This window comes from Formivibrio sp. oc-25, assembly GCF_055810895.1.
This window is the reverse complement of record NZ_JBVVOL010000012.1, coordinates 18,503-38,352: the sequence shown is the minus strand read 5'-3', so window position 1 is coordinate 38,352 and position 19,850 is coordinate 18,503. Positions and strand designations below refer to the sequence as shown.

General features: G+C 53.6%; 18 protein-coding genes. 13 read left to right on the top strand and 5 right to left on the bottom strand.

What is annotated here, in order from left to right; genetic code table 11:
- Positions 1–5 precede the first annotated feature (5 nt).
- On the top strand, positions 6–500 hold the full coding sequence (locus tag AC0KVQ_RS09820; protein WP_473420978.1) for a hypothetical protein: 495 nt from the start codon (positions 6–8) through the stop codon (positions 498–500).
- Here the strand turns inward: AC0KVQ_RS09820 and AC0KVQ_RS09815 are convergent, their stop codons facing one another.
- From AC0KVQ_RS09815 to AC0KVQ_RS09805, 3 genes are all read right to left on the bottom strand, one after another.
- Positions 501–758 (bottom strand): hypothetical protein, encoded by a 258-nt coding sequence (locus AC0KVQ_RS09815; RefSeq protein ID WP_473420977.1) that lies wholly within the window; start codon positions 756–758, stop codon positions 501–503.
- A gap of 107 nt (positions 759–865) precedes the next feature.
- Complete coding sequence (locus tag AC0KVQ_RS09810) at positions 866–2,131, bottom strand: Y-family DNA polymerase (RefSeq protein ID WP_473420976.1); 1,266 nt, start codon at positions 2,129–2,131, stop codon at positions 866–868.
- Complete coding sequence (locus tag AC0KVQ_RS09805) at positions 2,128–2,577, bottom strand: LexA family protein (protein ID WP_473420975.1); 450 nt, start codon at positions 2,575–2,577, stop codon at positions 2,128–2,130. Before AC0KVQ_RS09805 ends, AC0KVQ_RS09810 begins: the two co-directional genes overlap by 4 nt.
- A 400-nt stretch (positions 2,578–2,977) precedes the next feature.
- Between AC0KVQ_RS09805 and AC0KVQ_RS09800 the strand changes: the two genes are divergently transcribed.
- The 3 genes from AC0KVQ_RS09800 to AC0KVQ_RS09790 all read left to right on the top strand — a co-directional run bounded on the left by AC0KVQ_RS09800 (position 2,978) and on the right by AC0KVQ_RS09790 (position 4,838).
- A complete protein-coding gene (locus tag AC0KVQ_RS09800) occupies positions 2,978–3,637 on the top strand; it encodes an SOS response-associated peptidase (RefSeq protein ID WP_473420974.1) in 660 nt (219 codons plus the stop codon).
- Between the two features lie 185 nt (positions 3,638–3,822).
- Positions 3,823–4,560, top strand: coding sequence for an endonuclease (locus tag AC0KVQ_RS09795; RefSeq protein WP_473420973.1), 738 nt, complete (start codon positions 3,823–3,825; stop codon positions 4,558–4,560).
- A complete protein-coding gene (locus AC0KVQ_RS09790; protein WP_473420972.1) occupies positions 4,557–4,838 on the top strand; it encodes a GIY-YIG nuclease family protein in 282 nt (93 codons plus the stop codon). The genes AC0KVQ_RS09795 and AC0KVQ_RS09790 overlap by 4 nt, the downstream gene beginning before the upstream one ends.
- A gap of 313 nt (positions 4,839–5,151) precedes the next feature.
- Here the strand turns inward: AC0KVQ_RS09790 and AC0KVQ_RS09785 are convergent, their stop codons facing one another.
- Both AC0KVQ_RS09785 and AC0KVQ_RS09780 read right to left on the bottom strand, forming a co-directional pair.
- On the bottom strand, positions 5,152–5,781 hold the full coding sequence (locus AC0KVQ_RS09785) for a response regulator (protein ID WP_473420971.1): 630 nt from the start codon (positions 5,779–5,781) through the stop codon (positions 5,152–5,154).
- Positions 5,778–6,887: a PAS domain-containing sensor histidine kinase gene (locus AC0KVQ_RS09780; RefSeq protein ID WP_473420970.1), complete on the bottom strand. Its 1,110-nt coding sequence runs from the start codon at positions 6,885–6,887 to the stop codon at positions 5,778–5,780. Before AC0KVQ_RS09780 ends, AC0KVQ_RS09785 begins: the two co-directional genes overlap by 4 nt.
- 316 nt (positions 6,888–7,203) lie before the next feature.
- Between AC0KVQ_RS09780 and AC0KVQ_RS09775 the strand changes: the two genes are divergently transcribed.
- The 9 genes from AC0KVQ_RS09775 to AC0KVQ_RS09735 all read left to right on the top strand — a co-directional run bounded on the left by AC0KVQ_RS09775 (position 7,204) and on the right by AC0KVQ_RS09735 (position 19,805).
- Positions 7,204–7,569, top strand: coding sequence for a response regulator (locus tag AC0KVQ_RS09775; protein WP_473420969.1), 366 nt, complete (start codon positions 7,204–7,206; stop codon positions 7,567–7,569).
- Complete coding sequence (locus AC0KVQ_RS09770; protein WP_473420968.1) at positions 7,566–9,644, top strand: chemotaxis protein CheW; 2,079 nt, start codon at positions 7,566–7,568, stop codon at positions 9,642–9,644. Before AC0KVQ_RS09775 ends, AC0KVQ_RS09770 begins: the two co-directional genes overlap by 4 nt.
- Positions 9,644–10,153, top strand: coding sequence for a chemotaxis protein CheW (locus AC0KVQ_RS09765; protein ID WP_473420967.1), 510 nt, complete (start codon positions 9,644–9,646; stop codon positions 10,151–10,153). Before AC0KVQ_RS09770 ends, AC0KVQ_RS09765 begins: the two co-directional genes overlap by 1 nt.
- Before the next feature lie 73 nt (positions 10,154–10,226).
- A complete protein-coding gene (locus tag AC0KVQ_RS09760; RefSeq protein ID WP_473420966.1) occupies positions 10,227–11,945 on the top strand; it encodes a methyl-accepting chemotaxis protein in 1,719 nt (572 codons plus the stop codon).
- A gap of 136 nt (positions 11,946–12,081) precedes the next feature.
- Positions 12,082–13,023 carry a CheR family methyltransferase gene (locus AC0KVQ_RS09755; protein WP_473420965.1) on the top strand — a complete coding sequence of 314 codons (942 nt, stop codon included), beginning with the start codon at positions 12,082–12,084 and terminating at the stop codon, positions 13,021–13,023.
- Entirely contained in the window at positions 13,023–13,631 is a 609-nt protein-coding gene (gene cheD / locus AC0KVQ_RS09750) for a chemoreceptor glutamine deamidase CheD (RefSeq protein ID WP_473420964.1), read from the top strand. Before AC0KVQ_RS09755 ends, cheD begins: the two co-directional genes overlap by 1 nt.
- On the top strand, positions 13,631–14,704 hold the full coding sequence (locus AC0KVQ_RS09745) for a protein-glutamate methylesterase/protein-glutamine glutaminase (protein WP_473420962.1): 1,074 nt from the start codon (positions 13,631–13,633) through the stop codon (positions 14,702–14,704). The genes cheD and AC0KVQ_RS09745 overlap by 1 nt, the downstream gene beginning before the upstream one ends.
- 92 nt (positions 14,705–14,796) lie before the next feature.
- Positions 14,797–18,726: a response regulator gene (locus tag AC0KVQ_RS09740; RefSeq protein ID WP_473420961.1), complete on the top strand. Its 3,930-nt coding sequence runs from the start codon at positions 14,797–14,799 to the stop codon at positions 18,724–18,726.
- A complete protein-coding gene (locus tag AC0KVQ_RS09735; RefSeq protein ID WP_473420960.1) occupies positions 18,723–19,805 on the top strand; it encodes a response regulator in 1,083 nt (360 codons plus the stop codon). Before AC0KVQ_RS09740 ends, AC0KVQ_RS09735 begins: the two co-directional genes overlap by 4 nt.
- The last annotated feature ends 45 nt before the right edge of the window (positions 19,806–19,850 follow it).

The window sequence follows — 19,850 nt, the reverse complement described above, 5'->3', positions numbered from 1 at the left end:
GCGGAATGGCCAAGTATGGGAGAGGGGTGCAAAACGGTGATCCTGTGACATTTGAGACGCTCAGTCCAGCAGGCGAGGTCCAAATGGAAACGTTCATTCCCTTGACGTTGGTCCGGCGCGGGATACGGCGGAAAATCATTACGCCTCTGGATGCACCACAGGAGTTTTTGACTGAGGCCAGTCGTGATAGGAAAGCATGGAGGGCAGGGCAGGATAGCGCACTGATACGAGCGCTCGGCCTGGCACATTTCTGGCAATGCTTACTGGATGAGGGGCGATTCAGTTCTATGACAGAGATTGCTGCCGCCGAGGGTATCGATCTTGGACAAGCCAGCAAGATCTGTCGATTGGTTCAGCTTGCGCCAGATGTGGTCGAAGATGTCGTCCATGGGCATAGGCACACAAATTTAAATCAGCTGTTACGTAGCCGATTGCCTATCATCTGGGCAAAGCAGCACGAGACCACGATGGTAGGTGTTCGTGAATCATCACTGGCATAGTCAAAATGACTTCTCGTTCTTCAGCCAATGCTTTAATGCTGCGCCATCGGAAAACGTCACCCGCTGACCCGTAATGATGGCCGTCACTGCACGCTGAATCGCACGCGCCTGCTCCAACTTGCATTCCTGCGCGCAATACCGGCTGGTAGATTTGGCACTGTGTGCCGCCACCAGCTGAAATTGCTCTTGTGCGGTCTGCAATTGTTTTTCGGCCAGGCGGGCATAGTACTTAGGTTCTGCTCGGATCGGGTTCAGCATAGTGGCATTCATGTTTGATCTCTCAATATAATTACATTTATATTATTATTAACTTTCCATGTGTGAAAATTATTTTGATGCCCTAGCGGGGATACCTATCGCCTTCACTAACGCACCACCGGCAGATCCTCCCAACGGGTTGTCCAGGATGGCGAGAGATTGTTCTGCTTCATCTTCCAACCCTGATTGAAACCGGCACTGGCCAATCGCACGGTGCCACGTCCCCATTGCCGGTTGATCTGATCCATGACGCTATTGAGTTGGGCACGTTTGAACGGATCGGCGCTTTGCAGAAACAGGTGCCCCTGGATGGCAGTGTTCGGCTGCAACTCCAGCAGCATCACGCCGGCCTTGGCGTAGGCGTATCCCGGTTGGTAAATGCGCTGCAAAATCCAAAGCGCCGCTTTGGTCAGTTGCAGGGTATCGTCACTAGGCAGAGACAGCGGTACGGCCACATGTTTGCTGTACTGGGGATCTCGCTCCCGAAACGGATTGGTGCGAATGAACACCGCCAAAGTGCCGGCAGCGGATTGTTGCCTGCGGAGTTTTTCGGCAGCACGGGCAACGTAGGTACTGATTGCTTCGGCGAGTTCCTGCTCGGTGCAGATCGGTTGGCCAAAACTGCGCGAACACAGAATCTGTTGTTTATCCGGTGCCGAATCTTCCAGATCGATACACGGCTGACCGCGCAATTCCAGTACCGTGCGTTGCAAGACCACGCTGTAACGACTGCGAATGGTTTCCGGATCAGCTTGGGCTAGATCGGCCACGGTGAAGATACCTTGCTGATTGAGCCGGGCTGAGAGCTTTCGGCCTACGCCCCACACTTCGTCAATGGTGACTTCCTGCATCACACGTCGTCGGTCTGCCATGCTAAGTTTCGCCCATTCACACACCCCGCCAAACTGCGGACGTTTCTTGGCCAGATGGTTGCAGAACTTGGCCAGCGTCTTGGTCGGCGCAATGCCGACGCAGACCGGCAAGCCAGTCCATTGCAGCACCGTCTGCCGAATCTCGCGTCCCAGTTCCGTGTGATCGCGCAGGATGCCATCCAGACCAAGAAAGCACTCATCGATGCTGTAGATCTCCTGCTGCGGACTGAAGCGGCTCAGGATACTCATCACCCGATTGCTCATGTCGGCATACAGGGCATAGTTGCTGCTGTAGGCAATGATGCCGTGCTGCCGGGCCAGGTCGCGCATCTGATACCAGGGTTTGGCCATGCCTATCCCCAATGCCTTGACCTCATTGCTGCGTGCCACGGCACAGCCATCGTTGTTGGATAGCACCACCACGGGTTTGCCTTCGAGCCTGGGTTCAAACACCCGCTGGCAGGAGACATAGAAGTTGTTCACATCGACCAGCGCGATCATGGCGGCTCCATGATCCAGGCTGTCACCACGCCCCAGATAGCCAGCTCTTGCTCTTCGTTCAGGACGATCGGCGCATAGGCGGGATTCTCGGCAATCAATGCCAGACGCTTACCTCTTCGGTAGAGGCGCTTGACCGTGAATTCGTCATCCAGGATGGCCACCACGATGTCATCGTGTTTCGCCTCGCGCGAGCGATCCACGATCAGCGTCGCGTTGTTGGGAATGGAGCGTTCCGGTTGCGGGCTGACCATGCTGTCACCGCAGACCCGAAAAAAGAACGTGGCTTCCGGATGCACAATAAAGCGCCGATTCAGATCGACCCGATCTTCTACCCAGTCTTCGGCGGGAGAAGGAAAACCTGCCGAAACCGAACTGCCCATGGCCGCAATCCACACCTCAGGAGGATCGGGCAAGGCAGGAACAGGCCCAAGCAACAAGACAGACATAAACAGTACCAAAAATGAAATCAGGCTGTTATTATAGAACGAACGTTCTGCATTGATGTGTTTGTACCGATAACTGGAAAGTGGGCAAAAACCTGCTTGCCGCCTGTTGCTGGATAACCTTCAAGGAGCCTGTCATGTCCGCATTGATCCGCCAGAATCTGTCTTCCCCCGACTATCCGGTTGTACTGGTTTGCCTGCTGCTTATTCCAATTCTGTTGTTGATTGTCTGAGCGACAGCACGCTCATCCACAATTTCTGTGGATAACGATGGGCATAGAGTTGTCATCCTGCTGATTTCAAACGGCTTGTCTGTGCTGCCTGATTTTGCAGCGCATGCAAAGCAGCGCAAACGCATCCGTAGCGGTATCCTGAAAGCATCCGTCAATGCCCCCGGTCTGCTATGTGCGTCAATTACATCCCTGTCCCGAAACGGGTACTGCAGGACTTCTTCAAGGTACTCCCACCCGATGACGATTGGGCGGGCGAGGTGTGGCAGGACTATGCGGCCCCGATCATCGTCGGCCATGAACAATCGCGTGTTGCTGTGTTGGCCAACTATGGTTTTCTGCCCAAGCGCAAGCTGCCGCCTGGGGTGCGCTACAGTACGATGAATGCGCGAGCCGAAACACTCGGACAACTGAAAAGCTACCGCCAAGCCTGGCAGCATGGCCAGCTTTGCCTGGTGCCGATGCAGGGCTTCTTTGAACCTTGCTATGAAACAGGCAAGGCTGAACGCTACCGCATCAGCCTGACCCATGAAGAACCCTTTGCCGTGGCGGGTCTATGGCGTAGCTGGCAGGAAGAGGAGGGCGGCCTGAGTTATTCCTTTACCCAGATCACCATCAACGCCGATGACCACCCCTTGATGAAACGCATGCACAAGCCAGGCGATGAAAAGCGCAATCTCGTGATCGTGCCGGCCTCCGACTATGACGCCTGGCTGAGTTGTAACGATACCGAGTTGGCGCGAACCTACCTGCACAACTATCCTGCTGAACGCATGCAGGCCACTCCTGCTCCAAGGAAACCGGTAAAGCCGGCATCTGATACCTTGCTTTAAACGCTAGTGCAGCCGAACTGCCTGACTTCGTAAAACTCAACAAACCAACCCAAACCAAAATTCCAATAATGCGACATACCGTTTTCTTGCTCGGAGCCTTACTTGTTGGCTGCGATAACCATCAAGTTTCGAAATTTGCTCACTCTCCCGGCGTTAAATTCTTGGCCAATGTTGGGGAGACCGTCTTGGCCAAGGCCGACACCCTTGCATCTACGGCCACGAACCCGACTACCACTTACCAGGGCGGCAGCATTGAACTGGTGTCCGGGAAGCGTGCCGTGGGGCATCGTAACTTTGCCAATGCCAAGAAAGTACTGCCTGCGATATTTGCAGGAGAGGAAGAAGATTTTTACTGCGGCTGCAAATACACAGGCAATAAAGTGGACTTTGAGAGCTGTGGTTATGAACCACGCAAGAATGAAAACCGAGCCAGCAGGATTGAATGGGAGCATGTTGTACCGGCATGGTCTATCGGTCATCAGCGTCAGTGTTGGCAGGCTGGTGGCCGAAAAAACTGTACTGAATCCGACCCTGTCTTTCAGGCGGCAGAAGGCGACTTGAACAACCTGGTGCCAGCTGTGGGAGAAGTGAATGGAGATCGCAGCAACTTTGCCTATGGTGCCTGGACCCGAAACCCTGAACCCATGTATGGCCAATGCAAAACCATTGTCGATTTCAAAGGCAAACGTACCCAGCCGCGTGAAGAAGTGCGTGGTCGTGCAGCGCGCATCAGTCTGTACATGCACACGCGCTATAACCTCAGCATAAGCAATCAAGACCGGAAACTCTGGTGTGCCTGGGCCAAGACCTACCCGGTGGATGCGTGGGAAAAGACGCGCAATGCCCGAATCATGAAAATCCAGGGTGAGGGTAATTCACTGATTTCCAGCCCCGAAACCCTCAATCAGGTCTGCAACGGATGACTCGGCAAACCAAGCAGTGGTGCTTGTATTTGTTGGAATGCCGCAATGGTGCCTATTACGCGGGTATCACCAACGATCTGGAGATCCGCTATGAAGCGCATTGCAATGGCAAAGGTGCCCGGTTTACGCGAGCCAACCCGCCTGTCCGCATTCTTGCATCCTGCAACTTTCCGGACCGATCTTCGGCATCACGTGCTGAATGGGCGATCAAACAGTTACCGCGTGAGCAGAAGCTGAGTTTTATGGATTCGCTCTGTACGGAATCCTGTGGGCAATGAACATCCATGGCTGCAATAAAGTAGGGCAGCTGGCAGGCATGATTACGAGTATTGGCACTGGTGAACTCACACTTTGTGCCCAAACCCGCCATTGTCAGAAATGGAAGCTGCCGTTCACCAATTTGACCGAAAAAGTAAAAGCGGCCATTTAGTTTGCAGAGCCAGGTCGCTGGCGTGAATGGCAGCAATGCTTTGCGCATTCAAGCCTAGTTGTAGGATGCGCAGTGAAGCACTTCGGCACCCAGTTTTAGCCCAGGAAACATCCTTGGATTTCAAATCCGCTTGCGGCATTTTCGAGGTGCCTTGGTGTCGATCAAGCGGCCATGTTCTTGATAGCGTAATGCACCAATTCAGCCGTATTACTCAAATGCAGTTTCTTCAAGATACGGGCACGATAGGTGCCAACGGTCTTGGAACTAAGCGAGAGTTCCTCGGCAATACGGCTGACAGGTTTGCCAGCAGCGATCTGCATCAGGATCTGCAATTCGCGATTGGATAGCGATGCGTGCAGGGTTTCCGGTGTTTCATCGCCCAGACTTTCGGCAAGCAGCTCCGCAATCGTTGGGCTGATGTATTTCTTGCCGGATGCCACTCTTCGAATGGCTTGGACCAGCTGTTCGTAATCGCTCTCTTTAGTCAGATAGCCACTCGCGCCCAACTTGAACATCCGGATTGCATACTGGTCCTCGGAATACATGCTGAGCACTAATACGGGGAGTTGCGGAAACTCCTGCTGGATCTGTTTCAGCGTGCTGATGCCATCGCGCCCCGGCATGGCGATATCCAGTAGCAATACGTCACATTGGCCATTGCGCAGGAAGTTGAGGCACTCAACGCCGTTGGCCGCCTCTCCTGCAATCGACATATCGGTTTCGTCGTCAATGACGCGCTTGAGCCCATCCCGCATGATGACATGGTCATCGGTGATAAAGACACGGATCATGCTGGCGTACCTGATAAGGGAATCCGAACTTGAAGCTGAGTTCCCTTGGTGGGATGGCGCTGCACGCTGAAAGATCCACCAATCATGCGCATCCTTTCATCCATACCCCGAATGCCGTGAGATGTCGGTTTGCGAGCCATGTCGGGATCAATGCCCCCGCCGTCGTCGCTAATTTCTAGAATCAGGACATCGGCCTCGAAGATCAAAGACACATCGACTCGATTTGCCTGTGCATGCCGAGCAATATTAGTTAGCGCTTCCTGAAGGACTCGAAATATCGCTAGGTTGCTGGGTTTGTCGAGCTCGGATACCTCGCCTACTATTTCGATATGGCATTTTAGGCCGGACCGCAGGCCGAATTCGCGTAGTTGCCAATTCAGCGCCGGTAGTAAACCCATGTCGTCCAGTATGGTGGGGTTGAGTTGCGACACCAATCGGCGCGTGGTTTGCACTCCGTGATCGAGCATGGCCAGCATTTCATTGGTGATCGATTGCAGGCTGGTCAGGTCGGTGGGCGGCTTCTTCTGCATGCGCGAAATATCCAGGCGCAGGGCACTCAGTATACAACCCAACTCATCGTGCAGTTCTCTTGCAATGGCGCGTTTTTCTTCTTCCCGCACGGTTTGAAGGTGAGAGGATAATTCACGCAGTTGCTCGCGGGAATTTAGCAGATCCTGCCTGTCTTGCCACTGGCTGGAGATGTCGTGCAGGGATGATCGGCTCATCACGAAATGGCCATTGGCATTTATCAATGCTGTGGCGTTGAGCAGCACTGGCACGGTATGTCCGTCTTTGCATTGCACCATCAATTCCAGATCATGCACGCTGCCCCCCAATAAAAGCTGAGAAAAACCCAGCATGAACACATTCCGACTTTCTGGGGTGAGCAAGTCCGCGAATCTGATCTTGCCGACCAATTCTTGATGCGAATAGCCCAGCAAATCCTGTTCGGTTGCATTGATGCGCAGATAGAAACCATCCTCGTCCAGTGAGTGATAGCCACAGGGCGCACGATGGTATAGGTCATAGATCTCCATGGCATAACGCTGTAATGCCGCAGCGGAGGGCGGTTCAGCGAGGATGCTGGGGAAATCTTGGTAAGGCATGGCAAAGGGCCCTTCACGGCTAATGCGGAGGCCATTTTAGATTTTGTTTTAATGGATGACAAAGTCGGGGCAAGTTGTGATGTGCCATGAATCCTGAATAAGAAACCCGATGAAATGAATGGAAAATATGTTTTATTTCAATGATATTTTGTAATTTTCAAACAAACTCCATGGCAGGGTAAAGCGTGTTTGTAGGTAAAATGATTACAAAAAATACCGCAAAATACCTACATAGTTTTCATCCTAACCTGTAATGGCTTTGGTTACACCGTGTGCAACAATTTTTCAGGACATGTTCTGATGGAGTTGTTGCGCAATGGCCAAAAAAATTCTCACCGTTGACGATTCAGCCTCTATTCGTCAGATGGTGTCATTTGTTCTGAAAAGTGCCGGATACACCGTTGTGGAAGCCGCAGACGGGGAATCCGGCGTCAGCAAGGCACTGGCAGATCAGTACGACATGATCTTTACCGACCAGAACATGCCCAAGATGGATGGGCTGACGCTGATCCGTACGCTGCGTGCCCATCCCAAATACCAGAGTGTTCCCATCATGATGCTGACAACCGAGAGCGGTGACAGCATGAAGGTGCAAGGACGCGAGGCGGGTGCCACGGGCTGGCTGCTCAAGCCGTTTGATCCGGCCAAGTTACTCCAGGTGGTGAAAAAGGTGCTGGGATGAGCTACGACCTCGGCCAGTTTCACCAGACCTTCTTCGAGGAAACGCGCGAGCATCTCGAAGAAATGGAGCGGTTGTTGCTGGCGCTGGATGTTGCATCGCCAGAATCGGAAGATCTCGACGCCATTTTTCGTGCCGCGCATTCTATCAAGGGCGGGAGTGGTACCTTTGGTTTCACCGATATGGCCGAAGTTACGCATGTGCTGGAAACACTACTTGATCTGGTGCGCAAGCAACAGTTGGGATTGTGTCCAGAGATCGTGGATGCCTCGCTGCAGGCTGGCGATGTGTTGCGTGCACAGCTTCGTAGTCATCGTGATGGGGGAGATTACGATCTGCAAGAAGCCGAACAGATTGTGGCGCAGATGGAGCAACTAACTTCCGGCCGAGTATCGGAGCCTTCCTTTGAAACCTCTGCTGTTGGTTCATTGGCGGACACAACCCAAGTGTCTACCTTCGATATCTACTACACCTTGTCGGATGAATCACCAGAAACCCTGCAAGCCATGCAATCCGAGCTGGAGCGATTGGGGGGGCTGCAGATGCTGGAGGCGTTGCCGGGCAAATGGTCTCGTCGCCTGACCTGCTCTGGCGGAATTCAAGCCATCGAAGATGTGCTGTCATTTGTGGCCCAAGCAGATCGCTATCACATCGTACCCGTGCCTGGTGAAGCGCCCGAGATGTGGGCGGATGAGGCCAACGAGGAAGAAGGATTTGGTTTCTTCATTGATCCCGTCAGTCCGCAAAATCCCAACGATGATCAAGACGATCAGGGGTATGGTTTTTTCACAGAATTGCCCCCACCCGAGGCTAACGCATCTGCAGCACTTGTCGCGGCGGCTGCCGCGCCCATCGAAATACCCCGTCGTCGCGCCTCGGATCGTGAGCCCGAAACTTCGATTCGCGTCAGCGTCGAAAAAGTCGATCAGTTGATCAATCTGGTCGGCGAACTGGTCATCACCAACGCCATGCTAGCGCAGACCGTTTCGCAATTGGATCCTGTGCTGCATCAGAACCTGTTCAACGGCATGGGCCAGCTTGATCGCAACAGCCGCGATCTGCAGGAAGCCGTGATGTCGATCCGCATGTTGCCGATTGGCTCGGTATTCAGCCGCTTCCCGCGGCTGGTGCGCGATCTGGCCGGTAAATTCGGCAAGCAGGTCGAATTGAAAATGGTGGGCGAGAGTACCGAGCTCGACAAAGGTCTAATCGAGCGACTGGCCGATCCGCTGACTCATCTGGTACGCAACAGCCTAGACCATGGCATCGAGATGCCTGAAGTACGTCTGCAAGAAGGTAAGCCGGCCAAGGGATTACTCACCCTGCAGGCGTTCCATCAGGGCGGCAATATTGTTGTCGAGGTACTCGATGACGGGGCTGGCCTCAGCCGGGAGCGCATTCTGGCCAAGGCACGCGAGCGCGGCATTGCCATTGACGACGATGCGCCGGATCAGGAGGTCTGGCAACTCATCTTTGCCCCCGGATTTTCCACGGCTGCGCAAATTACCGATGTCTCGGGCCGGGGCGTGGGCATGGATGTGGTCAAGCGCAATATCGAAGGCATGGGTGGGCGCGTCGAGATCAGTTCGCAGGAAGGAGTTGGCGCCCGCATTACCACGCGCCTGCCGCTCACTCTGGCCATTTTGGATGGCATGTCCATTGGGGTGGGAACAGAAGTCTTCATTGTTCCACTCAACATGATCGTCGAATCGCTCCAGCCCAAACCTGAAGATATTTCCGGCATTTCTGGCAAGGGTCGTGTCGTGCATGTGCGTGGCGAATATTTGCCGCTGGTTGCACTGCATGATGTTTTCGATATCTCGCCACGTACGGTCGATCCGTGTACGGGCATTCTGGTGATTCTGGAACTCGAAGGCGGCAAGGTGGCATTGTTTGTCGATGAATTGCTCGGCCAGCACCAGGTGGTGATCAAGAGTCTGGAAACCAATTACCGCAAGGTGCGTGGCGTATCGGGCGCCACCATCATGGGCGATGGCCGAGTGGCGCTTATTCTGGATGTGGCGGCGCTGGTGCAGCTTAGCCGCGATGCACAACTTAACGTTTTGGAGAGGCTTTGATGTCAACCATGCAAGAAACCGGCCACGGCGCAATCGATGCTACGACACTGAGCGATGCTGCAGCGCAGTACCTAACTTTCACGCTGGGTGCCGAGGAATACGCCGTGGATATTCTCAAGGTGCAGGAGATCCGGGGTTACGACGCGGTGACTGCTATTGCCAAAGCACCGACGTTCATCAAGGGCGTGATCAACCTGCGTGGGGTGATCGTGCCGATTGTGGATATGCGCATCAAGTTCCACGTCGGCGAGGCTACTTACAACGAGTTCACGGTTGTGATCATCCTGAACGTGCTCAATCGGGTGGTCGGTATCGTGGTGGACGGGGTGTCGGATGTTATCACCTTGCCGACGGAGCAAATGAAGGCTGCACCGGAATTCGGCGCGGCACTGGATACGAAATATATCAAGGGACTGGGGACGATTGACGAACGCATGATCATCCTGGTGGATATCGAGAAACTGATGAGCAGCCGGGATATGGAGCTCATGGATGAAGTATTGGCCTGATTGCCTGGTTCCAGACAGGGCAAACATATAAATGGCCTGTCTGCCTGCCGTTCTGATTTTTTAGGAGATACGCATGAAACTCACTGTCGCAAAGAAGATGGCCCTGTTAGCCGGCTCAGCCCTGCTGGGCATCGTCTTATTGGCCGGCTTGGCCTTGCAGCAAATGAACAAGGTCTATGAGGCCGCGAATTTCGCGAACGCCAAGGCTGTGCCTTCGCTGGTAGCGCTCGATCAGATGCGAGGAAACTTCCTGATCATCCGGGTTCGTATATTGAGTCATCTCATCACCCATGACGCCGCCAAGAAGGCGGAGCTTGAGACCGTAATAAAGAGCAATCGAGCATCTTTGGAGAAAGCTCTCAAGGACTATGAGGCCACTCTGGTGGATGAGAAGGACAAGGCACTCTTCGGTCAAGAGACGAAATTGTGGGGCGAATACCATGCCCAGATCGAGCCACTCTTGGCTGCATCGCGGGCTCAACAGGATGAAAAGGTCCTTGATATCATGCAATCAGTTGCCGGTGCCGGTAATGAACTGAGCAATGTGCTCGACGAGCATCTCAACTATAACGTTGCCATGAGCAAGAAGGGGTCAGAAGACGCTGTCGCTACCAAGAGCAGCGCCGTAACCCTGTCGCTGATTATTGCCGCATTGACACTGTCATTAGTGGGCATCCTCAGCTACATCATCACTCGCACGCTTCTGCGTCAGTTGGGTGGCGAGCCCGATTATGCCTCTGAGGTTGCCAAAACCATTGCGGCTGGGGATCTGACCCAGAACGTGGTCACCAAGGCTGGCGATACCACCAGTCTGCTGGCTGCGATGAAAACGATGCAGGAAAACCTGAAGCAGACAATTGCGCAGATCAGGGAATCCGTTGAAACGATCAATACCGCCTCGCAGGAAATTGCCGCAGGAAATTCCGATCTGTCCCAGCGTACCGAAGAGCAGGCTTCCAGCCTGGAAGAAACGGCTGCTAGCATCGAAGAACTGACGTCCACCGTGAAGCAGAATGCCGAGAATGCCGGGCATGCCAACAAGCTGGCGCGGAATGCCTCCGAGATCGCCATTAAGGGTGGCGAGGTGGTGGGTAACGTAGTCGGCACCATGAACGGTATCAACGACGCTTCGCGCAAGATCGTGGACATCATTTCCGTCATCGACGGCATTGCCTTCCAAACCAACATTCTGGCGCTCAATGCAGCGGTGGAGGCTGCCCGTGCGGGTGAGCAGGGCCGTGGTTTTGCCGTGGTGGCCGGCGAAGTGCGCAATCTGGCGCAACGCTCAGCCGCAGCAGCCAAGGAAATCAAGGGCCTGATCAATGATTCGGTCGAGCGGGTCGAAGATGGCACCAAGCAGGTGGAGGAAGCCGGCCAGACCATGTCCGAGATCGTGGACTCGGTAAAGCGAGTATCTGAAATCATTGCTGAAATTTCCAATGCATCGATCGAACAAAGCACAGGTATCGAGCAGGTGAACCAGGCCATCGCTCAGATGGATCAGGTTACCCAGCAGAACGCTGCATTGGTGGAGGAGGCGGCTGCCGCAGCCGAGTCGCTAGAAGACCAAGCGGAGAACCTTTCTGAGGCCGTTTCAGTATTCAAGATGGATTATGCGCTGGCCCAGCAGGCCATTGTTTCGGCCCGCTCCATGGCGCGCAAAACATCGTCTGCGACACCACCTGTCGTCAGCAAGTCCAACAAGCTGGTCAACGTCAAGCGGCCGATCAATACAGCCAAGCCCCGTGCGTTGCCGGTCGGCGCTGATGAGGACGAGTGGAAAGAGTTTTGATTCCTTGATCCGTCACGCAGGCGCAGGCTGGTTTCCCGCCACGAAGCCACTTCAAACCACTTGGCCCCGGCTTTTGCCGGGGCGACGAGTTAAAACATCACAAAGGCGAGCCTATAAAACTTCATTGGCTTGATAAATGAAGATGCATGTCGAAACGCGCATTACCAGATCAATGAAAGAGCCGGGACCTTCTCCTGCCAAGCAAGCGGGTGAGAGAAATCCGGGCTTAAATTGCATACCGGGCATGCCCCTGGAGGCCCGTTCTTTCGATTACACCGTGCAGGATTTCCTGCGAGTGCGCAGTTTGATGCGTAGCTGGATGGGTATCTCGATTAATGATTCCAAGCGATCGCTGGTCTATAACCGGCTGGCGCGCCGCTTGCGTGAGCGGGGCTTGGCACGCTTTGAGGAATATCTCGATCTGGCCGAAGCAGATGAGGGTGAGCGGGAGCGCTTCATCAATGCACTGACCACCAACCTGACCTCGTTTTTCCGGGAGCAGCACCATTTTCCAACTTTGGCGGCACATTTGCAGAGTCTGTCGAACCAGCGGGAGATCCAAATTTGGTGTTCGGCGGCCTCCTCCGGCGAGGAGCCTTATTCCATTGCCATGACAGCCATCGAGGCGCTAGGCGAACGTGCGGCCAAGAAGGTGCGCATTGTTGCCAGTGATTTGGATACCCAAGTACTGGCTCGAGGCCAGGCAGGGATATACCGCATGGGGCAGGTGGAAAATCTGGAGCGCGAGCGCCTGGAACGCTTTTTTCTCAAGGGCAGTGGCACGCAGGAAGGTCTCGTCAAGGTGAAACCGGTGCTGCAATCGCTGATTAATTTTCAGCAGATCAATCTGCTCGATGCACAGTGGCCAGTGAAGGCGCCGCTGGATGTGATTTTTTGCCGGAACGTGATGATCTATTTCGATAAAGCCATGCAATTGTCGGTACTTGAACGGTTTGCCCCCCTCCTACATCCGCAGGGGTTGCTGTTTATCGGGCATTCCGAAAGTCTGACGCATGCTACGCACTTGTTCCGGTCGTGCGGGAAAACGGTTTATCGCCCGGCCATGAGACAAAGGTGATGGATCCGGAATCACACTATGCGCAGCATCTGGGGCCCGAGCACTATTACGACCAACACTTCGAAACGGATGCGGTCAAGATCAAGCCGGGTGAGTACTTCGCCACCCAGCGAGATGTGATGATCGTGACGGTGTTGGGTTCGTGCGTTTCGGCATGTATTCGGGATCGGATCAGTGGCATTGGCGGCATGAATCATTTCATGTTGCCCGGTGAGGATGGCCAGAGCCTGCTTTCCGCCTCGGCCCGCTACGGAGGGTATGCCATGGAAGTCTTGATCAATCACCTGCTAAAAATGGGTGCAAAACGGCAGAACCTGGAAGCCAAAGTGTTTGGCGGGGGCGAAGTGTTGCGAGGGTTTACTACGCGCACAGTGGGGACATCGAATGCGGAATTCGTGCGGGAATATCTGAAAACGGAATGTATTCGGATCACGGCAGAAGACCTGCTCGATATCTACCCTCGCAAGGTTTATTTTTTTCCGGCGACCGGCCGGGTGTTAGTCCGCAAATTGAAAACGGTGCACAACAACACGATTTTGTTGCGCGAACGGGAATATGAGCACCGTTTGCGCATGACAAAACTGGATAGCAAAGTGGAATTTTTCTAATGGCAAAGAAAATCCGGGTTCTGGTAGTGGACGATTCTGCGCTGGTGCGTCATCTGCTGACCGATATCATCAATCGTCACGCTGACCTTGAAGTGATCGGCGCTGCGTCCAATCCGCTGATTGCGCGCGAAATGATCCGCAATCTGAATCCGGATGTGCTGACGTTGGATGTAGAAATGCCCAAGATGGACGGGCTGGATTTTCTGGAAAGGCTGATGCGCTTGCGCCCGATGCCGGTGGTGATGATTTCAACGCTGACCGAGTTCGGTTCCGAAGTGACACTTCGGGCGCTGGAGCTGGGCGCGGTAGATTTCATCGCCAAACCGCGCAAGGATGTGCAAGGCGGGCTGGAAGTTTATGCCGATTTGATCGGCGAAAAAATCCGTGTTGCGGCCTCGGCCCGCATCAAGCGGGCCTCTCTGAAAACTAGCGTGCCGGAGAAGTATTCTACCGATGCCATTTTGCCGGCTGTTGCCCGCTTGCCTGGCATGGCGCTAGAGCGTCTCATCGTTATCGGCGCGTCCACCGGCGGCACGGAGGCTATCCGCGAAGTGCTGATGAAAATGCCGCCTTCCACACCGGGGATTCTCATCACCCAGCACATGCCGGAAGGCTTTACCAAGACCTTTGCCCAGCGGCTCGACAAGCTTTGCCATATCCATGTCAAAGAGGCCGAGGACGGCGAGCCGGTCAAGCCGGGCTGTGCCTATATTGCCCCTGGCGGTATCACGCACATGATGGTCAAGCGCATCGGTGGCCATTACGTCATTGAATTGAGTCAGGACTTGCCTGTCAACCGGCATCGTCCTTCGGTTGACGTCTTGTTCCGCTCCGCCGCCCAGTGCGCGGGCAAGAAGGCCATTGGCATCATTCTGACTGGCATGGGAAACGATGGTGCGCATGGCATGCGCGAAATGCATGATGCCGGCATCTATACGCTGGCGCAGAGTCAGGAAACCTGCGTGGTGTTTGGCATGCCCAGAGAAGCCATTGCTGCTGGCGGCGTGGACGAAATTTGTCCGCTGGAAATGATCGCCGAGCGTGTCATGGTTGCACTGGAACGCAAGCGCTAACACGGCGTGTAGCACACCAACAATGCTGAAAGGAACTTAACGTGCCGCTCAGAGAGATGTCTTCATTTGTCCTTTCTCGCCGGCTAGGGCCGATGGGCATTGCCCTGCTGTATGCTTTTTTTGCCGCGGCATGGATTATCACCTCTGACTATCTGCTGGACATCACCGTTGCCGACACGGAGGTTGCCGCGCGAGTCGAGGTTGCCAAGGGTATTTTTTTTGTTGGGATGACCAGCGGTTTGCTCTTTGTGTTATTGAAAACCCGATTTAACCCTGACGCCGAAAAAATCCTCACCAATCATCTTCCGCATCGCATTTACCGCTGGATCATTCCCTCTTTTGTCGCATTGTTTTTACTGGTGCCACTATTGGCTTGGCTGGTATTTGCATCCTATGGCCCACGTGCCACGAAGGCGGCTGAGGCCAATTTGCGGGCCGTTGCCAATCTCACGGCAAACAACATTGAATACTGGCTGTCTGAGCGCTTGGAACTTGTTCGGGAAGTTATGTATCGGGAAGACCTTGTCCTGTCGATATTGGACTTGCAGCAAACAGGTAATTCGTTTGCTGCGGAGCGTCTGAAAAATCAATTACAAGTGCTTATATCGAAAATCAATAACGACACAGCCGTACTGGTCGATCCGGCGGGACACGTGCTGCTGGCACAAGGCCCGCAGGTGCAATTCAGCCCAGCCGATGTCGCCACGATCAGCACTGCTCTGTCCACGAAGCGAGTTCAATTTGGTAGGCAGAAGATAGATGCCAATGGCGATTTACATGTGAAATTTGTTGTACCACTGATGGATACAACCCTAGAGCATGAAAAGCCGATTGCAGCGCTAGTGCTGGTATTTAAGGCGAAAGATTTTCCTTTTCCTTATATGCGTGGCTGGCCGTGGCAAAGCAACAGTGGTGAAATCTATCTTGTGCGGCGCGAAGGAAATTCTGTTCTTTATCTAAGCCCTTTTCGTCATCACGGCGATCTGCCAGACAATATACGCCAGGATGCCAATGATCTGACGCTTCCTGCTGCCAAGGCTATCCACGATGATAAACCGGGGGTGATGTCAGGACTAGATAATCTAGGTCAGCCGGTACTGGCAGCGTACGAGCCTGTTGCCGGAACGGATTGGCATGTTGTGGCCAAGATGGATAAGCACGAAGTGCTGACAGGTGTACGCCAGATGGCCACTTGGCTAGGGGCGATAGTGTTGCTTGCCGAAGTCGTGGTTTTCATGCTGTTGTTTTTTCTCTGGCAGCAAATACGGCAATCGTTAATGCTCAAATCGCGTGTGTTGCAGCATGAAAAGCAACAAGAAGCCACGGCAGCCTTGCAGCGCACATCTGAGTTGTTGAATGCCTCCCAAACGATGGCACATGTAGGCGGATGGGTGCTTGATCTGACGAGCCGAGAGCTGTACTGGACGGAAGAGACCTACCGTATCCACGAGCTTGACCCGGCCACATACACGCCCACACTCAAGGCCGTTATGGATTTATATGTGCCCGAATCCCGCATGAAAATGATCGCGGCCATGGATAAAGCCATCAATGACAGTACGGATTTTGATCTGGAACTGGAAGCCATCACCGCCAACGGCCATCACCGTCAGGTGCATATCAATGCCCACGTGCTTATGGAAGCAGGGAGACCAGTCAAAATCATAGGTGTTAAGCAGGACATTACACATTACAAGAAAATTGAAAATGATCTGCGCCTGTATAAGGAGCAGTTGGAAGAGCGTGTAGATCAGCGCACACTGGAATTGGTGTTAGCACGCGATGCCGCAGAGCGAGCCTCATTGGCCAAGAGCGAATTCCTGGCCAACATGAGCCATGAAATCCGCACGCCTATCAACGCAGTCATTGGCATGACACACTTGGCATTGCTGACTGCCCTTTCAGAGCGTCAGCGCGACTATCTCAACAAGATCAAAATCTCTTCCGATCTATTGCATGGTCTGATCAACGATATTCTGGATTTCTCTAAAATCGAAGCCGGTAAGCTGGAACTTGGCGCAGAGGGGTTCTTGCTCGACGATGTGCTGGAGAAAATCAGCGCCTTGGCATGCCAGCAGATTCAGAATAAGAATCTGGAATTTCTGTTGCAGGTTTCACCCGATATCCCCGCCTCCTTGATCGGGGACTCAAAGCGCTTGAGCCAGATACTGATCAACTTGTGCACCAATGCCATCAAGTTCACGGAATCCGGCGAGATACTACTTTCTGTGAAATGCCAGCCGGTTTCGCACAACGAAGAGGTGGTACTACTTTTTTCCGTTACGGATACCGGTATCGGCATCAGCCAGAGCCAGATCGACCGGCTCTTCCAGCCGTTCTCGCAAGTGGATGCGTCTAATACTCGCCGTTTTGGCGGAACAGGGCTGGGACTGGCGATCTGCAAACAATTAGTCGAATTGATGGGTGGAAACATCTGGGTTGAAAGTCAACTTGGCAAGGGCAGCCAGTTCAGTTTTACCGTCAGTTTTAGTGCATCGGAGCAACTGCCTGCCAGTGGCCCAGTGTTACCGGAGTTCTTGCGTGATTTGAATGTGTTGGTGGTGGACGATAGCCCGCGTGGCTGCGCCATCATCGAGGAAATGCTAAAGCATTGGGGGTATCGCGTCACGCTGGCGGATTCTCTGGCCAAAGCAGGCGAGCTACTGCAGCGCGCCGATCAGGATCCTTTCCAACTGGTGATGCTGGATCACGGACTGGTCGTTGCGAATTCAGAGTTAGCAGCGAAACTGCTGACGGATGTGGAATTGGCCGGTCTTCGCGTGATTCTGTTATCTGCCTTGAGCGACTGCGCAGCACCGGTCGGGGAGCACGTACACGCTTCTTTACACAAGCCAGTGACCTCATCCAACCTGTTTGATGCCATCTCCACAGTATTTGGCCAGAGACCTGCCATACCGAGCCATGATGCACAGCGAAAAATCAGAACCAACCAGCTTCAGTCAGTATTAGCAGGTAAACGTGTTTTGGTGGTGGAGGACAATGATTTCAACCAGCAGGTGGCGCATGAGCTGCTGGAAAACATGGGTATGGTGGCGACGATTGCCGAAAACGGGCGAGTTGCTGTAGAGAAAGTGCGCAACCAGCATTTTGATCTGGTGTTGATGGATATCCAGATGCCAGTGATGGATGGATATGAAGCGACACGAGTCATACGTTCCTACCCAGATTTCGATGTGATTCCCATTTTAGCCATGACGGCCCATGCCCTGGTCGATGAACAGCACCAATGCCAACAGGTGGGCATGAATGATTTCATCAGCAAACCGGTTGATCCGGACGAACTGTATGCCAAGTTGGCCAAGTGGGCGGGGAGGAACAGTAAAGTATCTGAACCTGCACCCGTGTCGACTCAATCCTCTGTGGTGCGATCAGACACGTCGGGGTTGCCTTCACATATCGCCAGCATTGATCTTGCTGTCGGTCTGCGCTACTCGGGCGGGAAGGCGGATTTTTACCTAAAAATGCTGAACAAGTTTCTTGCCAGCAAGGCGCATATTGCTATGGAGTTACGCGATCAACTGGCGGCAGGCAACCGTGAAGATGCCCGCAGAAATGCCCATTCCGTGAAATCGATTGCCGGCCATATCGGCGCACAAACCCTGGCTAATGCTGCGACAGAGCTAGAAAAATCCATCAAGTCCGGCGTGACAGGGGACGACCTGACATCCCGTCTTGAAATCTTCATGGCCCGATTCGGTGAGGTGATTGACGGCTTGCGCACGGCACTGGGGGAGCAACAGACATCGGCGTCTCCCCCGCAGAAGTATGTTGATAGTCACTGCGGTACGTTGGCATTGCTCGACACGATGCAATCCGTGCTGAAACACGATGTTGGCAGGGCGCTGGCGTTACAAAAACAAGTTCATTTAGCCCTCAACAGCGGGCCAGCCGAAGAGCTCCTGAATCGCCTGGAGCAGCATCTTGAGTCTTTCGATATTGACTCTGCTTTCCAGGATTTACGAATGATCAAGGTACTGCTTACTGAGGAGCAGAAGACATGAATGTCCTTGATCGACCCACCCTGTTGATTGTTGAAGACTCTCCCGAATTCGCACGGATTTTGGTCGAAAACTTGAGTGATCAATATGCCACCAAAGTGGCGACCAGTGGCGAAAGGGCTTTGCGACTATCGTTGGATTCGCCGTTGCCGGATCTGATTTTGCTAGATGTGGTGATGCCCGGGATGGATGGCTATGAAGTATGTCGTCGCCTGAAATCCGATCCTAAAACCCGCGATATCCCGATCATCTTCACGACCGGGTTGAGCGATGATCAGAATGAGGAACAAGGGCTGGATTTGGGCGCATCCGATTACATTACCAAACCATTTCGCCCTGCGCTGGTCAAGGCGCGAATACGCAACCAGCTTGAACTCAAGCGTAACCGGGATCAGCTGGCAAAAACGGTACTGGCAAGAAGCCGGGAATTGGCATTGACACAGGATGCGGCCATTTACGGTTTAGGTATCCTGGCAGAATTCCGGGATACGGAAACGGGCATGCATATCCGCCGTACCCAAGCTTATGTTGAGTTGTTGGCCCGGCATCTGGGAAATCATCCGCGTTTTCGGGGGTATTTTGACGAAAAGAACCTGCATTTCCTGGTTCAATCCGCTCCCTTGCACGATATCGGCAAGGTGGGCATTCCAGACAGCATTCTGCGCAAACCCACGGCACTGAGTGCCGATGAATTCAGCATCATCAAGAACCATACCCTATATGGTCGCAAGGTACTGGAACGTATTGAATCCGGCATGCATGACCAGATGGCGTCCTCTTTTTTGAGGTTTGCCAAGGAAGTGACCTTTACTCATCACGAAAACTGGGATGGTTCGGGCTATCACAGCTTTCGGGGGGAAGAAATCCCCGTGTCCGGCCGATTGATGTTGGTGGCGGATGTGTACGATGCATTGTCCAGTGCGCGTAGCTACAAATCCGCCATGTCACATGAAATGGCCTGCAAGGTCATGCTGGAAGGCGATGGCCGTACCCGGCCGGAACATTTTGATCCGGATGTGTTGCAGGCGTTTGTCGAACTTTCGAATGGCTTCAGGATGATTTCTGAACAATGGCAGGATTGATGCAGTAGCCGCAGGGCGCTTTATATATGGTTTTGCATGATGAAC

Bases quoted from the DNA above. Each gene is read 5' to 3' on its own strand.
- AC0KVQ_RS09800 (WP_473420974.1), top strand. From the start codon at position 2,978: ATGTGCGTCAATTACATCCCTGTCCCGAAACGGGTACTGCAGGACTTC.
- cheD (WP_473420964.1), top strand. From the start codon at position 13,023: ATGGATCCGGAATCACACTATGCGCAGCATCTGGGGCCCGAGCACTAT.
- AC0KVQ_RS09790 (WP_473420972.1), top strand. From the start codon at position 4,557: ATGACTCGGCAAACCAAGCAGTGGTGCTTGTATTTGTTGGAATGCCGC.
- AC0KVQ_RS09745 (WP_473420962.1), top strand. From the start codon at position 13,631: ATGGCAAAGAAAATCCGGGTTCTGGTAGTGGACGATTCTGCGCTGGTG.
- AC0KVQ_RS09760 (WP_473420966.1), top strand. From the start codon at position 10,227: ATGAAACTCACTGTCGCAAAGAAGATGGCCCTGTTAGCCGGCTCAGCC.
- AC0KVQ_RS09775 (WP_473420969.1), top strand. From the start codon at position 7,204: ATGGCCAAAAAAATTCTCACCGTTGACGATTCAGCCTCTATTCGTCAG.
- AC0KVQ_RS09820 (WP_473420978.1), top strand. From the start codon at position 6: ATGGCCAAGTATGGGAGAGGGGTGCAAAACGGTGATCCTGTGACATTT.
- AC0KVQ_RS09780 (WP_473420970.1), bottom strand. From the start codon at position 6,887: ATGCCTTACCAAGATTTCCCCAGCATCCTCGCTGAACCGCCCTCCGCT.
- AC0KVQ_RS09810 (WP_473420976.1), bottom strand. From the start codon at position 2,131: ATGATCGCGCTGGTCGATGTGAACAACTTCTATGTCTCCTGCCAGCGG.
- AC0KVQ_RS09765 (WP_473420967.1), top strand. From the start codon at position 9,644: ATGTCAACCATGCAAGAAACCGGCCACGGCGCAATCGATGCTACGACA.
- AC0KVQ_RS09770 (WP_473420968.1), top strand. From the start codon at position 7,566: ATGAGCTACGACCTCGGCCAGTTTCACCAGACCTTCTTCGAGGAAACG.
- AC0KVQ_RS09805 (WP_473420975.1), bottom strand. From the start codon at position 2,577: ATGTCTGTCTTGTTGCTTGGGCCTGTTCCTGCCTTGCCCGATCCTCCT.
- AC0KVQ_RS09785 (WP_473420971.1), bottom strand. From the start codon at position 5,781: ATGATCCGTGTCTTTATCACCGATGACCATGTCATCATGCGGGATGGG.
- AC0KVQ_RS09755 (WP_473420965.1), top strand. From the start codon at position 12,082: ATGAAGATGCATGTCGAAACGCGCATTACCAGATCAATGAAAGAGCCG.
- AC0KVQ_RS09735 (WP_473420960.1), top strand. From the start codon at position 18,723: ATGAATGTCCTTGATCGACCCACCCTGTTGATTGTTGAAGACTCTCCC.
- AC0KVQ_RS09815 (WP_473420977.1), bottom strand. From the start codon at position 758: ATGCTGAACCCGATCCGAGCAGAACCTAAGTACTATGCCCGCCTGGCC.
- AC0KVQ_RS09740 (WP_473420961.1), top strand. From the start codon at position 14,797: ATGGGCATTGCCCTGCTGTATGCTTTTTTTGCCGCGGCATGGATTATC.